Origin of the sequence: Mesorhizobium sp. M00.F.Ca.ET.216.01.1.1, assembly GCF_004010325.2 — a bacterium.
Classification (GTDB): Bacteria; Pseudomonadota; Alphaproteobacteria; order Rhizobiales; family Rhizobiaceae; genus Mesorhizobium.
In genome coordinates, this window is record NZ_SADR02000009.1 from 98,935 (window position 1) to 113,627 (window position 14,693).

Sequence of the window (14,693 nt, forward strand, 5' to 3'; positions counted from 1 at the left end):
GGGCGGACGAAAAAACCGGGAACAACAACAAACTGGGAGTTCTTTAAATGAAGACTGTTCTGAAGACAGTTGCCGCAGCGCTGTTGCTCGGCCTCGCCGCGATGGGTGTGACCAAGGCCGATCAGGTCAAGTTCGGTGTTGCCGCCGAACCTTATCCGCCCTTCACCTCGCCGGACGCTTCGGGCAAGTGGGTCGGCTGGGAGATCGAGTTCATAGACGCCGTCTGCGCCGAGGAGAAACTCGATTGCGTCATCACGCCTGTTGCCTGGGACGGCATCATCCCGGCGCTGACGACCAAGAAGATCGACGTCATTGCCAGCTCGATGTCGATCACCGACGAACGCAAGAAGACAATCGACTTCTCCGACAAATATTACAACACCCCGACCGCCATCATCGGGCCGAAGGACCAGAAGTTCGGCTCCACGCCCGAAGACCTCAAGGGCAAGGTGGTCGGCGTGCAGGTCTCGACCGTACATGCCGACTACGCCAAGAAGCATTTCACCGAAGCGGCTGAAATCAAGGAATACCAGACCCAGGACGAAGCCAACCAGGATCTTGCCGCCGGCCGCCTCGATGCGGTGCAGGCCGATTCTATCGCGCTCGATGCGTTCCTGAAATCGGACCAGGGCAAGCAATGCTGCGATCTGAAGGGCATGGTCGCGCCGGATCTGGCCATCCTCGGGCCTGGCGTCGGCGCCGGCGTCCGCAAGGAAGACACCGAGCTGAAGGACAAGATCAACGCCGCCATCAAGGCCATCCGCGCCAACGGCAAATATGACGTGATCAGCAAGAAATACTTCGATTTCGACATCTATGGCGACGAAACGCAGTCGAACTGACAGCTTGTATCCATGAGCGAAAGCCACACGGCGCGCTGCCGCGCTGTGTGGCTTCGTTGAACCCAATCCAACACAAGCTTTCCGCTGACGAAGATCGCCAGCGATTCGGGGGCGAAGCTGATCGACGCATTTCTTCCGGCCTCGGCGGCCGGCATCATAGAGCTTCTCTCGCCCACGCCGCCGGGCTGGGGCGGAAATCTCCTGCGCGGCCTGCTCCACTCCATCGAGATCGCAGTCGGCGCCACTTGCCTCGGTCTCTTGATCGGTACGGGCGGTGCCTACGGCAAGCTCTATGGCGGTCCGGTGGTGCGCGACCTGCTGGCCGTCTACACGACCATCGTCCGCGCCGTGCCGGAACTGGTGCTGATCCTGCTGCTCTATTACGCCGGCACCGACCTGATAAACCAGCTGCTGACGGCAATAGGCTATCAGCGCATCGATATCAGCGGGCTTGCGGCCGGCATCGCCGTGCTCGGCTTTGTCCAGGGCGCCTATTCGACCGAGGTGATACGCGGTGCGATCCTTGCCATTCCGCAAGGCCAGATCGAAGCAGCTAGAGCCTATGGCATGTCCCCCGGCCTTCTTCTCAGGCGCATCACACTGCCGGCGATGCTGCCTTTCGCCATTCCCGGCCTTGCCAATCTGTGGCTGATCGCCACCAAGGACACCGCCCTGCTGGCGGTCGTCGGCTTCAATGAGCTGACGCTCGAAACACGGCAGGCCGCGGGCGTCACCAAGGCCTATCTCATATTCTACGTCGCCGCCGGCGTGCTTTACCTGCTGCTGTCGCTGTTTTCGAACCTGGTCATCGGCCGCATCGAGGCCTGGTCCCGGCGCGGCATGCCTTCGCTCAAGGAGGCACGTTGATGACAAGCGAAGCGACCATCACCAGCGTGGCGGCACGCACTTCGCTGTGGCTGCAGCCGCATCGCATCGTGCTGATCCTGACAGCGCTGGCGCTGGTTCTGGGTGCCGCTTTCTTCATGCGCTGGGACTGGCTGCCGCAATATTACGAAATGGCACTGTTCGGCCTCTGGCGCTCGCTGTGGATCCTCGCCGTCACCTGCATACTGGGCTTCCTGCTCGCCGTGCCGCTCGGGCTGGCGCAGGCAGCCGGCTCCTTCTGGTTCGCCGCGCCCGCCAAGGTCTTCTGCACCATCATCAGGGGCACGCCGCTGCTGCTGCAGCTGTGGCTGCTCTACTATGGGCTGGGGTCGCTGTTTCCGCAGTACCCCTGGATCCGCCAGTCGTGGATGTGGCCGTATCTGCGGCAAGCATGGCCATATGGCGTACTGGCGCTGACGATGTCCTTCGCCGGCTACGAGGGCGAGGTGATGCGGGGCGCCTTTGCCGGCGTGCCGAAAGGGCAGCTGGAGGCGGCCCGCGCCTTCGGCATGAGCCGCTGGAAGACATTCCGGCGCATCTGGCTGCCACAGGCCATCTACCGGGCGCTGCCGACGCTGACCGGCGAAACCGTGCTGCAGTTGAAGTCGACACCGCTGGTGGCGACCATCAGCGTGATCGACATATTCGCGGTCTCATCGAAGGTGCGTCAGGTCACCTACCTCACCTATGAACCCTTGCTGCTGCTGGCGTTGATCTATATGGCGATCACCGGCATTCTCGTCCTCGCCTTCAGCAGGATCGAGGCGCGGATCCCGAACAAGATCGGTTAAAGCAGCTCAGGGCCAGCCATGATGCAACTCAGTCTCGACCAGGCAACCGGGCTGTGCCGGATGGCAGCGCTCGGCGCCGGCGCCAATGAGGAGGCGGCACGGTCGCTCGCCGCGTCCATCGTCGCAGCCGAGGCGGAAGGCCTGTCGACGGTCGGGCTGTCGCATTTCATCGATTATCTCGAAGCGCTGGAGGCCGGCCGCATCGACGGCAACGCCAACCCGGTGGTCACCAGGCCGGCGCTGGCGGTCTATCTCGCCGACGCACGCGGCGGCCTTGCGCACACCGGCTTCGATCGCACGATCGATGATCTCGCCAAGGCCGCAAGGCTGTTCGGCGTCGCCATCTTTTCACAGAAGAACGCCTATACATGCGGCGCGCTCGGCTATTTCACCGGCCGGCTGGCCGCACAGGGGCTGGTCTCGTTCGCCGCGACCAACGGGCCGGCGGTGCTTGCCGGTTCGGGCTCGGTCAAGCCGGTCTACTGCACCAATCCGATGTCGTTTGCCGCTCCCGCCGCCGACGGTCCGCCGCTGGTCATCGACCAGTCGTCGAGTGCCACAGCCTTCGTCAACATCCGCAAGGCGGCCGAGGACGGCAAGAAAATTCCCGAAGGCTGGGCGCTGGACGTCAGTGGCAATCCGACCACCGATCCAGCGGCCGCCATGAAAGGCGCGATGCTTGCCTTCGGCGGCCAGCGCGGCGCCAACATCGCACTGATGGTCGAAGTGCTGGCAGCCGGCCTGTCGGGTGCCAACTGGTCGCTCGATGCGCCATGGTTCAGCGGTGGGCCGGACAGTCCCGGAACCGGCCTCTTCGTGCTTGCCGTCGAGCCCAAGCTGCTCGACCCGGATTTCGAAAAACGCATGAAGGACCAGCTCGACCGGCTGCGGCGACGCTACGGCGTTCATGTACCCGGCCGCGCCCGCGCCGAGGCGGCCGAGAAGGCGGCAGCACGGGGCATAACGGCGCCCAAAGCGGTGGTGCAGCGCATTTCCGAATTCGCTTCGCGCTATTCTTCCTGAGGAAATTCATTTTGCCCAATAAATTGGAGGCCAGGCCGTTCGGCCGGCGCGTGTTGCCGCCTGCTGCCTATTTTCCGCAATGGTGGTCGTTGATGACGTTCAACGCATTCGCGTCCGGCCCTACCCGCTGATAGGAACAGGCTCCGGCGGCCGTTGTAAACATCCGGTTGTCGTAGTAGCGCGGGCCGCCGAACAGGATGTCGATGATATCGCCATTGGCGGGAACGTATCGTTCGGGTTGAGCTCGGTGGTGGCGATGCAGGTCTCGGGGGAAGGCCGAGCTGGAAATACTGCAGCCCATGCCGACAACGAGAGCACAGATCGCCAAGGATTTCGTCGTCATCGGCAATATCCTCCTGGCCATTCGGAAGCACACCCTACATCCAAAATCGCCAGCTGAACAAAGGTTCCCAGGGGCGCGCCACACAGGCTCCCCGGCGTCATCACCGCCCCGGGCAGCACCGAGGATCACTCCTGCGAGAACAGCTACGCGAATGCGCCAACTGCAGCGCCGACTTCATCGCGGCTTGCAAGAAGATCGGTAGCACTATGTCGGATGTCCAGGGCTGGGGCGGGCGCACCTGCCTCACGCCGTCATGATACCGTCTCAGGCCTTGTCGGACCCGAATATGGGTGCCACCCGAAAGACCCCGCTCCGGCAGGGTTTTCTGCTTTTTCGCATACGGTCAAGTCGTCGGATGGCGAACAGCAGTGCTTGCTAATTTAGCGATTGTCATTCAAATTACCCGGTCAATGGTAGTTGAACCTTAACTACGCGGGGTTGTGCGGATTGCCGTACAAAGGGGCGGGTTTTGGCCGATCGGTACATTGCGGGTGGCGGCTGGGCAGCGGATAGACTCCGCACTCACGTCGGACTGTTGGCCCTTCTCGCCTTGGCTGCAGTGCTTTTTTTGCTCAATACGCGGCATGGTATTGGCATACTGCCAGATTCAACAAGGTATATGCAGCTCGTCAGCACGCCCTATGACGCGCCGCTCTATCCCTGGCTCTTGACTGCGGGAAACCTCCTCGGACTCGAGCTTGAACATGTGGCTCTCGGCCTGGGCTTCGTCCTATACGGCCTCAACACGTTCCTTGTATTCGGCCTCTTCCATCACGCCATTCGTAATCAGCCGCTGTTTGTCATCGTAGGAACGCTGCTGGTCATCGTCAGTCCGACATTCCTTTGGGTCAACACCATTGCGATGTCGGAAGCGCTGTTCCTAGCGCTCGTGTTCCTCGCGACGTGGTTCTTCGTCGCCTACATGGAGAAGTCGGATCGGCGCTTCTTGGTGGCGTGCTCCGCATCCGTCGGCTTCGCGATGCTCGCCCGCTTCGTCGCGCCGCCGCTCGGCGCTTCGTTTTCGGTAATTGCGCTTTTTTGCAACTCTCAGCGAGATATGCGGAGACGCCTGCTTGACGTTGCCATTTTTTTCGTTGTCAGCGCGGGCATCTTCGTTTTCTGGGCTGCGGCCAGCAAGATTTTGGCAGGTCGAGCCGTCGGACGGGCATTTTGGTTTTACGGAAATCCTGACAGCGACCTCTGGATTGCCGGCCTATCCGTATTGTCGAGCTTCCTGCTACCCAGTCAAGTTCCGCAGCTTATTCGTATTCCGATAGTTTTTGCGGTGATGGTGGGCGCGATGGCAATCGTGGCGCGAACAGCAAGATGCAACTGGCTCGTGTCGAAGCCAAATGAACAGGATATGCTTATCCTAAGCTTTGGCTTTTTTGCGATATTCTATTTTGTGTTCATTATTCTTTCAGTGTTCGTTGAAGCAAACCTTCAGCTGAACAGCCGGTACTCCCTGCCGTTTTACGTGAGCCTGGTTTTTGTGTTCGTCGTAGCAGCAGCACGTTTTCGCAGTCATGCGGGCGCTACTCCGATGCTGAACCGGCTGATTGTCGCGGCGCTTCTTGTACCCCTCGCATTGAATGTGCTTCGCAGCGCCGCGCAGACGAGAGAAGCGTATGACGAAGGCATTGGCTTCCAAAGTCGCGCCTGGAAATCGTCGCCCATTGTAGCGGCTGTCCGCGCATTGCCGGCAAACGCAACGATCTATACCAACGCCTGCGACCCGCTCAATTTTCTGACGCGACGCTGGACCGACTGGATCCCAGCTCATAGCGAGAGGCGCACCGGCCTGGAGAGCGACCAAGGTTCCTTCGAGGAGCAACTCCAAAGTTTCCATCGAGCCCTGGTTGAGCAAGGAGCCTACGCGGTGTTCGTGGACGAGATCGACTGGCGCTTTTTCCTCGCGACGGAGGACGAGCTTGTCAAGCTGGCGAAGCTGAGGCTTGTTCGCTCAGAGGCCGATGGCCGCATCTATCAGGCGGAGACGACAGACGCGGAGTAGGCGCCATCGGCGCAGGGAAAATGGGACCTCATGGCGAGGAAAATGGGCATGTCTGCAAGCCAGGAAATCACGCCACAGATCGAGTTGTCGAGAGCGCTTCCACGAGCTACGCTGAGCGACTATCTGTCCCTTGCCCGGTTAGATCATGTAACCAAGCACGTGTTCATTCTGCCGGGACTGATCCTCGCCTGCGCGCTACGCCCCCCGGACCCCAATACGCTTTTGTTCAGCGTGCCCATTGGTCTTCTCAGCGCAGTCTGCATCGCCTCGGCAAATTATGTCATCAACGAATGGCTGGATCGGAAGCACGACGCCGCCCATCCCACCAAGTCGCAGCGGCGCTCGGTGACCGTGGCGCTGCAGCCAAGCATCGTCTACGGCGAGTATCTGCTTTTCGCTATTGCGGGGCTGATCCTGGCATATCTGATCGGTACGCTGTTCTTCATCACCTCGATCGCGTTTCTGGCCTCTGGGATTCTTTACAACGTCCCTCCCGTTAGAGCCAAGGACAAGCCTTATCTGGACGTGCTGATGGAGTGCCTGAACAATCCAATTCGCTTCCTGCTCGGTTGGGCCATGATTGAGGACGGAACAGTGCCGCCGATCAGCGTACTGGCTGCCTATTGGATGGCTGGCGCGTTTCTGATGGCCGCAAAGCGGCTTGGCGAGTACCGCGATATAGCTGCGACCTCGGGCGTCTCTGTACTTGCGCAGTATAGGCGCTCTTTCCGTTTTTACACACAAGAAAGCCTGACGGTCTCCTGCTTCGTCTATGCGATGATGTCGGCATTCCTGATGGGCATATTCCTGGTTAAATACAGGGTGGAATACATTCTTGTATTTCCCTTTGTCAGTGGTCTCTTCGCGGTCTACCTTTGGCTCGCGAGCCGCCCTGGCTCCATCGTGCAACGCCCGGAGAGACTGTTCCATTCGCGCCGTCTGGACGTCATGCTTGCTGTCACCGTCGCTGTCTTCATTTTCGCCACCCTCGTCGACATACCGTCTCTCGACTTCGTGGCCACACCATTCTTTGCATCGATTTCTCCCTCGCGCTGAACGCGATGACCTTGCCGAACGGGCCTGTGGAGTGGGACCAGATACGCCTCGCCGTCTTTGATCTCGACGGCACCCTCTACGATCAACGGCGCCTGCGCGCTGTCATGCTGTTGCGTCTGGCTCTTCATGCGGCGAACTCGCGCAGCCTTGCCGTTCTCCAGGTTCTCAAAGCCTTTCGCGATTGCCGGGAAAAGCTCGGAGAGACGCTGGCCACTGATTTTGCCACGCAACAATATGAGCTCACGGCGCACCGCACAGGACGCTCCGTGGATGCCGTCAAAGCGATCGTCGAAGAATGGATTGACCGCCGACCACTCGATGTCCTGCGTGGATGCCGTTATCGCGGCGTCGAGCGGGTATTCACGGCGCTTATGGCGCAAAGGAAGACGCTCGCCGTTCTTTCAGACTATCCGGCACGTGAAAAGCTGCAGGCGCTCGGGCTGAGCGCCGACATTATCGTCTCCTCCGGCGATCCGGATGTCGGGGTCCTGAAACCCCATCCCGCAGGCTTGCAGCGCGTTCTGGATCGGGCGGGCGTACCGGCGCAGGCTGCTATCATGATCGGCGACAGAGTAGACCGTGACTGGGCCGTCGCGAAGCAACACGGCATGCGCGCGCTTATCCGAAGCCGGAACCCCATCACCGGTATTGATACGTTCCGCGACTATGAGGACGAAGCCTTCCAGCCTCTGATAGGCCGAGCTACCAACAAATGATCAAGATATCATCTTCAGAAGCCAGAGCGCGCCCTGCTTGATCGGCGTCCTGTGCGGGCTTTGCGGCGAGCCCGCCACTGCCTTTGTCAGGCTTTGGCAATACCAGTCATAGCTCTCCTGCAGCATGGCTTCGTTGGAGTATTTTGGACGCCATCCCATTGCCAGAAGCGGCTCGACGTCGAAATAGCATTCCTTGTGATAGGTCAGATAGTGCCACGGAACCAGCGGCGAGACGCGCATCCAATGAAGCGCGCGGAGAGTGTTGATGGTGAGCGCGGTGGGCAGGCTCTTCACTTTTGATGTGCTGCCGGCATAGCGGATCAAGGCCTCCAGATCGCCCCGCAGCGTACCGAAGCGATCCGTTCCGACATTGTAGGTCCCACTCTTGCCGGCGTTCAAGGCGAGCATGTAGAAGTCCATGAGGTCGTGTGCGTGGATGAACTGGAACTTGATATCCCCGCTTCCGATGACATAGACCGCCCGATTTTCCCTGATCCACTCGAATAGAATCTGGAAGATGCCGAGCCGGCCGCCGCCTAGTGTTGCCCGGGGGCGGATGGTGATCAGGGTCATGCCGCTCGTCTTGCAGATTTCGTCCGCCACTTGCTCGCCAGCGAACTTTGACCTGCCGTAGGGCTCGACAGGTCGAAGCGGCGTTTGCGCGGTAATGGGTCCGGAGGGAGGGATGCCGTAAGCCGCCGTGGAACTGACATGAATCAGAGCCTTGGCGCCGGCCTTGGCTGCTTCTTCAGCGACAATACGGGTCCCTTCCACGTTGACGGTCCAGTAATCTCGGCCGGCATCCGTCTGCGCTACGAGAGCGGCATTGTGATGAACGATATCGATATCACGCATTGCGGCGCGGACCCCATCGCGGTCGAGCACTGAACAGTTAGTGAACTCGATATCCGCCGGCCTTGACTGGTCTTCCCACACGTCGAGGACCCGGACATGATCCCCTCGGTCGCGCAGCCGCCGCGCAGTGAGGTTGCCGATAAAACCCGATCCGCCGGTGATAAGGTGTCGCATCAATCCCCCTTGGCCCCGATCGACGGAGCGCTTCAATCAGATCGCGCGATCCTCGATCGCGCGCGTGACATTGCGGTGCGCGACAGCCATCACCGTGCCTTGCGGGTTCACAACGGTCGGGCCGCAAAGCAGAGATGCGTCGGCGATAAAGAGGTTGTCGGCGCCATGCACACGACCGAAAGAACTAGTAGCGCATTTGTGCATGTCCTCCCCCATCGGGCACGACGAAAACAGATGCATCGTCGTCACGTTCGCCTGCTTTGGCGGGAGCGTTTGCGGCAGCTTTGGAATATCGGCTGGCGAAAAGAGGACAGGATAGCCGGGAATACTCGGGTAAACGGCCTGCGCGCCCGCAGCAAAGAGAACTTCGGCGAGCCGCGTGAGCCCCTCAGCGAGTTCCTTGAGATCCAGCGGGCTCAGTTCCACGCGCACGAAAGGGTCGCGGAAGCCGGGGAAACTTCTCACCCGACCGATGCCGCCCGTGCTCTGCACGTAATATATGGCCATTCGGCGCCAATCGCGGTCGACCGCTTCCATCATCTGCGGATGGGCGGCCATGGCAAGAGCCAGGGCTGGGCGCTTGCTCATCGAACAGCCCATGCTGAAGCGAGGATCGAACTCCTTGATCTGATGCACGGGCTCCAGTTCGCCAGGCGTGTTGATTTCGTCTGCAAATAGCGCGACCACCTTCAGCATCGGGTGGAAACGCAAGCTGTCGCCAACATTGCGTCTGATGCCGGACCGTCGCAGGAGCAACGGCGTCTGCACTGCGCCGCCGGCGACAAAGACTGTTTTCGCTGTCAGCTCAATCTCTTGAGAGTCCGTTGGATTCGAGCGCCGCGCGTGCACCGTCCAGCGCCCGGCGGAGCGAGCGATCCTCGTGGCGCAGGTGTCAGGCATGAGTTCTCCGCCCGCCTCAAGGAAACGTGGGACGAAGGTCTCCGACATTGATTGCTTGCGGCCAGGGGCACCGGTTGCATCGGTGGCGTAAGCGTAGAGGCGGGGAACCTCAAGGCAAGCCCACCCAAGCCTATGCGCACCTTCCTCGAGCCGCGTCGACAGCTGCGGCGCCGGCCCCGGCAGGTATTCAACCTTTGCCACCTTCTCACACGCCGCGAAGTGCGGCGTGAGTTCAGAGAGGCTTAAAGCGTCGACCCGGTAATCGCTCCGCCAGCGATCGAAAACCGCCTCAGGAGCGCGATGATAAAGGCCCCGGTTGACCTCGCTTCCGCCGCCGACACAGCACCCTTCGACATAGGCAATCTTCGCGGCGCCGAAGCCGATGTTCACGCCAGCATTTCGGTATTTCTGCAGTATCTCCTCACGGGAAAAATGTGGGGCGGATTCCAGAGGCAGATTCTGCCCCTCCTCAAGCATCACGACGAATTTCCCCGCTTCGGCACACATCGAGGCGGTCACCGCTCCGCCAGGACCGGAGCCGATCACAACTACATCTGCAGCAATTTTGTCAGGACCGAGCCCGTTCCCCCGGGGGAAGATCGCCATATTGATAGTCCCGCCCGTATAAATCCGAATACACGCTGAAGACGCCCAAGGATGCGTAGAACTCGACGAAGCGGCGCCGGATTTCGAGGCGAGATCGCCTCCATGAATCCAGTTCGGCCAAACGGTCGTCGAGGGGCAACTGGTGAAAGAGCCGGCCTTTCCGCAACAAGGGCCACACATCAAACACCAGAACAAGGATATGGAATGGCGGCCTCAAAAAGTCCGGCATCCGCCGGTGTACAGACAGGAGAAAGTCTGCTGCGCCCTTACCGAGCGCGGCGTTCCCATCGTCGCCGGAACGCCTTTCCCATGCTATGGTCTCGCCAAGCGCCAGAATGGCACGCTCGAACTGAGAGGCACTGCGACTCACGTCCTTCATCAAGCCTGCCTCTAAATCCGGCGTCGCCCTGATAACTGGGATGATTTTACAATAGGCATTTTTAGCTGGTCTGATGGGCAAAAGCTACCGAATCATTCTTGGCGCCTATGATCGGCAACGCGATCCGCCACAATCTCCCGCTCGCCGTTCGATATCGTCGTGAAAAGCGCTCCATGAACCACTTTCTGGACTCCAGGTTGTTTCGATACTTCGTCTTCGGTGCGATGGCCGCAATGTTGCAGGTTGCAGCACTCGCAGCGCTCGTGGAAGTCGCTCAGCTCGACAAGGCAATCGCCTCTACGACGGCTTTTTACATCGCCGTTGTCGTCAATTACTTTCTTCAGAGCCGCTACACATTTCGCTCCTTCGAGCCGCACTGGGTTGCAATGCCAAAGTTCGTAGGCGTGTCGACCATCGGAGCAGTGATTAACGTTATTATTTTCACGATATTGGCTAGTGTAATGCATTATTTAGTTGCGCAATGTATATCTTTGCTTATTGTTTTTTTCATCAACTACAGCGCTAGCAAGATACTAATATTTCAGAGAACCGACCGTTAACGCAGTACCGGGGCGGGTTAACTTCAACCACTCGGATGAGCTTGCGGCCTCGTTCGATGTTTTAGTCCGCCGCATTGACGCTTCCACCGGCCCTGACTCGTGTCGGCACCCCGTAAGCCCAGATGGATAGAGCACTACCCTCCGAAGAAACCTTTCTTTTCAGGCCATTAGCTAACACCTCGCCGCCCGGCAGCGCGGCGAGATTCGATTTGTTGCGAAGTCGCTGAACCTTCGCGTAGCGACCTCTGGGCGACCTCTGGTCGCTCTTTGCGTTTGGCGCAAAACGGATTAAGAAAACGGCTTCAGCCAAGCCCCCAGCAATCTGGAAACTGCGCCGGAGCCATTGATGACCGAAGTCCTGCAGACCCCCAAGCTCGTCGTCGTGTTCGGCGGCTCCGGCTTTGTCGGCCGCCACGTCGTGCGGGCGCTGGCCAAGCGCGGCTACCGCATCAGGGTCGCCTGCCGGCGGCCGGATCTCGCCGGCCATCTGCAGCCGCTCGGCAATGTCGGCCAGATCCAGCCGGTGCAGGCCAATGTTCGCGTGCGCTGGTCGGTCGACCGCGCCGTGCAAGGCGCCGACCATGTCGTCAACCTGGTGGCCATCCTGCACGAGAGTGGCCGGCAGAGATTCGGCGCCGTGCATGAATTCGGGGCACGCGCGATCGCCGAAGCCGCGCGCGCCGTTGGCGCAGGCCTCACCCACATCTCGGCTTTGGGTGCCGATCTCAACTCGCAATCGAATTATGCGCGCACCAAGGCGCTTGGCGAAAAGGCGGTTCTGGAGACGATCGAGGACGCGGTGATCTTCCGGCCGTCGATCAATTTCGGGCCTGAGGACCGCTTCTTCAACCGCTTCGCCAGCATGGCGCGCCTTTCGCCCGTCCTGCCGCTGATCGGCGGCGGCCAGACCAAATTCCAGCCAGTCTATGTCGGCGATGTCGCCGAGGCGGTGGCGCGCTCGGTCGAGGGCGAGGTCAAGGGTGGTCAGATCTACGAACTCGGCGGGCCGCAGGTGCTCACTTTCAAGCAATGCATGGCAGAAATGCTTGCCGTGATCGACCGCAAGCGGTTTCTGGTGCCGGTGCCGTGGTGGGTGGCGAACATGCAAGCGTCGATCCTCGGCCTGCTGCCCAATCCGCTGCTGACCAAGGACCAGGTCCTGCAGTTGCGCGAGCACAACATCGTGTCGGATGCGGCCGCCAGGGACAACAGGACGCTCACCGGCATCGGCATCCAGCCGCAGTCGATCGGTTCGGTCCTGCCGAGCTACCTCTGGCGCTACCGCGCCGCCGGCCAATTCCAGCGCAAGTCTGCGGCGTAACTGCTGATCCTTCGGCGCTTACAAAACCCGCCGCGTGACCTGCATCGGCAGGCCGCCCTGCGGCTGCGTCGTCAGTTTCTGCACCGGCCAAGGCCTGGTCTCGGCGGTAGCATCAAAGCGGAAGCGCGACAGCATGATGGCCAAGGCGATGATCGCTTCCTGCATGGCAAAGCTGGCGCCGATGCAGACGCGAGGGCCGGCGCCGAACGGCAGATACTGGAAACGGTCGATCTTTTCGCGATTCCCCGGATGGAACCGCTCGGGCATGAAGGCATCCGGCCGATCCCACAGCTTGCGATGACGGTGGACGACCCACGGCATCACCAGCACGGCGGCTCGCCTCGGTATGTAGAGCTTGTTCCAGGTCTCCGGCTCGATCGGCTCGCGGTTGATCGACGGCGCCGGCGGATAGAGCCTGAGCGCCTCCTCGAAGGCGGCGCGGGTGAGCGGCATGGCGTCGAGCCATTTCGTCGGGTCGGGTTCGCGCGCCAGCACGGCGTCGATCTCGCGTTCGATCTTTTCCCGCTCCCAAGGCGCCTCGGCAAGGCAATAGAGCGTCCAGCCCAGGGCACGCGCCGTGGTCTCGTGGCCGGCGCCGATGAAGGTGATGATGTTGTCCTCGACCTCGGCGCGCGTCAGCCCGTCCGGTCCTTCGGCGCGCAGCAGCAGGGTGAGAAAGTCCTGCGGCACCGCATCAGGATTGTGCTTGACGCGCTCCTCGCGCATCTTGACGGTGTCGGTGACGATCTTGCGAAAATAGGCCATGGTCTTGCGGCCGCGAATTCGGGTCAGGCGCGGCAGCCAGTCGGGTGCCCGCAACAGGTCGAGCGGATCGACCCGGCCCATGGTCTCGAAAAGGCGGTCGATCTCCTTGCCGAAGCTGCCGGGCTCGCCTGATATCTCACCCGAAAACAGCGTTTCGGCGAGAATATCGAAGGTGAGCAGCGTCATGTCGTGGGCGATGTCCGACGTGCCGCCGTCCTCGTAGCGCGTGACGAACTCCAGCGTGCGTTTCAGCATCGGGGCGGCAAAGCCGAAGATGTGGCGCGGCGTGAACACCGGCGCCATCGCCTTGCGCGAGCGCCTCCACACTTCGCCTTCGGCGGTCAGCAGGCCGTCGCGCAGGATCGGCCGCAGGATCATCTGGCGCACCGTCGCCATCTTGTAGTTCTTGGCATTGTCGACCAGCACGTGGCGGATGAGGCCGGGATCGTTGGCAACGACCAGCGGCCCGCCGATGCCTGTCACCGATATCCAGGGTTCGTTGTAGGTCGGCTCGCCCCACAGTTCGAGCGGATTGCGGTAGACGATGCGCATCATCTCCAGCGTCGAGGGCGGCGATGTGCGCGGCTTCGGCGCCGGCGGAACGAAGGGGGCGGGCTGAGTGTCCATAGTGGGTGCTCCGCCCCTAATGTAGTGGCCGGCAAAGCGGGCGTCCACGCGGCTGAGCAGTATGGCCGGGCACCCCCGCTCTCCGGAACGTGACAGATCGTCAATGCGTGCGTGCTTGTTGCCGATGGCCGCATGCCTTAGTGGCAGTTACCAACAGATACCGCCAACCGCAGGAGCCCGCCTTGAAACACCAGTTGAACATCATCATCGGCAGCACCCGGCCTGGACGCGCCGGGCCGGTTTTCGCGAACTGGCTGGAGGGCTTCGCGCGCCAGCACGGAAAATTCGAGCCGGTGCTGACCGACATCGCCACGTTCGGCCTGCCGCTGCTGGACGAACCGCACCATCCGAGGCTCGCCAAATACGAGAAGGACCACACGAAAGCTTGGTCGGGGGCAATCGACGCCGCCGACGCCTTTGTTTTCGTGGCTCCGGAATACAATTATTTTGCAGCACCCGCGATCGTCAACGCGGTCGACTATCTGCTCAGGGAATGGCGATACAAGCCTGCCGCCATCCTCAGCTATGGCGGTGTCTCCGGCGGCTTGCGCGCGGCGCAAGCAGTCAAGCAGTTGCTGACCGCGGTAGGGGTGATGCCGATCCCCGAGGGCGTGGCGCTGCCGCTTTACCAGAAACTGCTCGACGAGGACGGTGCTTTCCAACCCAGCGAACAGGTGCTTGGCGGCGCCAAGGCCATGCTCGACGAACTGCTGCGCTGGAGCGAGGCGCTGAAGCCGATGCGGGCCGGCTAAGGGGCACAAAACAGCCGGACTGCTCGTGCTGCAACGTGCGGGACCGAAAGGCCGTCCTGTCCAGGCGCTCGACGCTCAGGCTCG

15 protein-coding genes are annotated in these 14,693 nt (G+C 61.0%); 10 read left to right on the forward strand and 5 right to left on the reverse strand.

Features of this window, described 5'->3' with window-relative positions; translation table 11 throughout:
* Window positions 1-47 precede the first annotated feature (47 nt).
* The 4 genes from EN859_RS14005 (at window position 48) to EN859_RS14020 (ending at window position 3,541) form a co-directional block, all read left to right on the forward strand.
* Entirely contained in the window at window positions 48-842 is a 795-nt protein-coding gene (locus EN859_RS14005; RefSeq protein WP_127853513.1) for a transporter substrate-binding domain-containing protein, read from the forward strand.
* 201 nt (window positions 843-1,043) lie between these two features.
* The gene (locus EN859_RS14010) at window positions 1,044-1,709 is read left to right on the forward strand and encodes an ABC transporter permease (protein ID WP_127853512.1); all 666 of its coding nucleotides are present in this window, start codon (window positions 1,044-1,046) and stop codon (window positions 1,707-1,709) included.
* On the forward strand, window positions 1,709-2,518 hold the full coding sequence (locus tag EN859_RS14015) for an ABC transporter permease (protein WP_127853511.1): 810 nt from the start codon (window positions 1,709-1,711) through the stop codon (window positions 2,516-2,518). Before EN859_RS14010 ends, EN859_RS14015 begins: the two co-directional genes overlap by 1 nt.
* Window positions 2,519-2,539: 21 nt before the next feature.
* Window positions 2,540-3,541 carry an Ldh family oxidoreductase gene (locus EN859_RS14020; protein ID WP_189501966.1) on the forward strand — a complete coding sequence of 334 codons (1,002 nt, stop codon included), beginning with the start codon at window positions 2,540-2,542 and terminating at the stop codon, window positions 3,539-3,541.
* A 67-nt stretch (window positions 3,542-3,608) separates the two neighbouring features.
* Here the strand turns inward: EN859_RS14020 and EN859_RS14025 are convergent, their stop codons facing one another.
* The gene (locus EN859_RS14025; protein WP_127853509.1) at window positions 3,609-3,884 is read right to left on the reverse strand and encodes a hypothetical protein; all 276 of its coding nucleotides are present in this window, start codon (window positions 3,882-3,884) and stop codon (window positions 3,609-3,611) included.
* Window positions 3,885-4,503: 619 nt separating this feature from the next.
* On the opposite strand from EN859_RS14025, the gene EN859_RS14030 reads away from it, so the two are divergent.
* Genes EN859_RS14030 through EN859_RS14040 form a run of 3 tightly spaced genes read left to right on the forward strand, consistent with a single transcriptional unit; the run spans window position 4,504 to window position 7,670 of the window.
* Window positions 4,504-5,898 carry a glycosyltransferase family 39 protein gene (locus EN859_RS14030; protein WP_127853508.1) on the forward strand — a complete coding sequence of 465 codons (1,395 nt, stop codon included), beginning with the start codon at window positions 4,504-4,506 and terminating at the stop codon, window positions 5,896-5,898.
* A gap of 48 nt (window positions 5,899-5,946) precedes the next feature.
* Window positions 5,947-6,954 (forward strand): UbiA family prenyltransferase, encoded by a 1,008-nt coding sequence (locus EN859_RS14035; protein ID WP_127853507.1) that lies wholly within the window; start codon window positions 5,947-5,949, stop codon window positions 6,952-6,954.
* A 5-nt stretch (window positions 6,955-6,959) separates the two neighbouring features.
* Window positions 6,960-7,670, forward strand: coding sequence for an HAD family hydrolase (locus EN859_RS14040; protein ID WP_127853506.1), 711 nt, complete (start codon window positions 6,960-6,962; stop codon window positions 7,668-7,670).
* On the opposite strand, the gene EN859_RS14045 is transcribed toward EN859_RS14040, so the two are convergent.
* The 3 genes from EN859_RS14045 to EN859_RS39230 are packed head-to-tail and all read right to left on the reverse strand — an operon-like array spanning window position 7,671 to window position 10,584.
* Entirely contained in the window at window positions 7,671-8,735 is a 1,065-nt protein-coding gene (locus tag EN859_RS14045) for an NAD(P)-dependent oxidoreductase (protein ID WP_245525568.1), read from the reverse strand. It lies immediately after the preceding gene.
* Window positions 8,736-10,205 (reverse strand): GMC family oxidoreductase, encoded by a 1,470-nt coding sequence (locus EN859_RS14050; protein WP_127853505.1) that lies wholly within the window; start codon window positions 10,203-10,205, stop codon window positions 8,736-8,738.
* Complete coding sequence (locus tag EN859_RS39230; protein WP_135913532.1) at window positions 10,168-10,584, reverse strand: hypothetical protein; 417 nt, start codon at window positions 10,582-10,584, stop codon at window positions 10,168-10,170. The genes EN859_RS14050 and EN859_RS39230 overlap by 38 nt, the downstream gene beginning before the upstream one ends.
* Window positions 10,585-10,691: 107 nt before the next feature.
* On the opposite strand from EN859_RS39230, the gene EN859_RS14060 reads away from it, so the two are divergent.
* Window positions 10,692-11,144 carry a GtrA family protein gene (locus EN859_RS14060; RefSeq protein WP_245525575.1) on the forward strand — a complete coding sequence of 151 codons (453 nt, stop codon included), beginning with the start codon at window positions 10,692-10,694 and terminating at the stop codon, window positions 11,142-11,144.
* A gap of 346 nt (window positions 11,145-11,490) precedes the next feature.
* Window positions 11,491-12,465, forward strand: a complete 975-nt coding sequence (locus EN859_RS14065; protein WP_127853502.1) for a complex I NDUFA9 subunit family protein — start codon at window positions 11,491-11,493, stop codon at window positions 12,463-12,465.
* 18 nt (window positions 12,466-12,483) lie between these two features.
* Here EN859_RS14065 and EN859_RS14070 read toward each other — a convergent pair whose 3' ends face one another.
* Window positions 12,484-13,857: a cytochrome P450 gene (locus tag EN859_RS14070; protein ID WP_127853501.1), complete on the reverse strand. Its 1,374-nt coding sequence runs from the start codon at window positions 13,855-13,857 to the stop codon at window positions 12,484-12,486.
* 182 nt (window positions 13,858-14,039) lie between these two features.
* Between EN859_RS14070 and EN859_RS14075 the strand changes: the two genes are divergently transcribed.
* Window positions 14,040-14,609 (forward strand): NADPH-dependent FMN reductase, encoded by a 570-nt coding sequence (locus EN859_RS14075; protein ID WP_127853500.1) that lies wholly within the window; start codon window positions 14,040-14,042, stop codon window positions 14,607-14,609.
* Window positions 14,610-14,693: the final 84 nt, after the last annotated feature.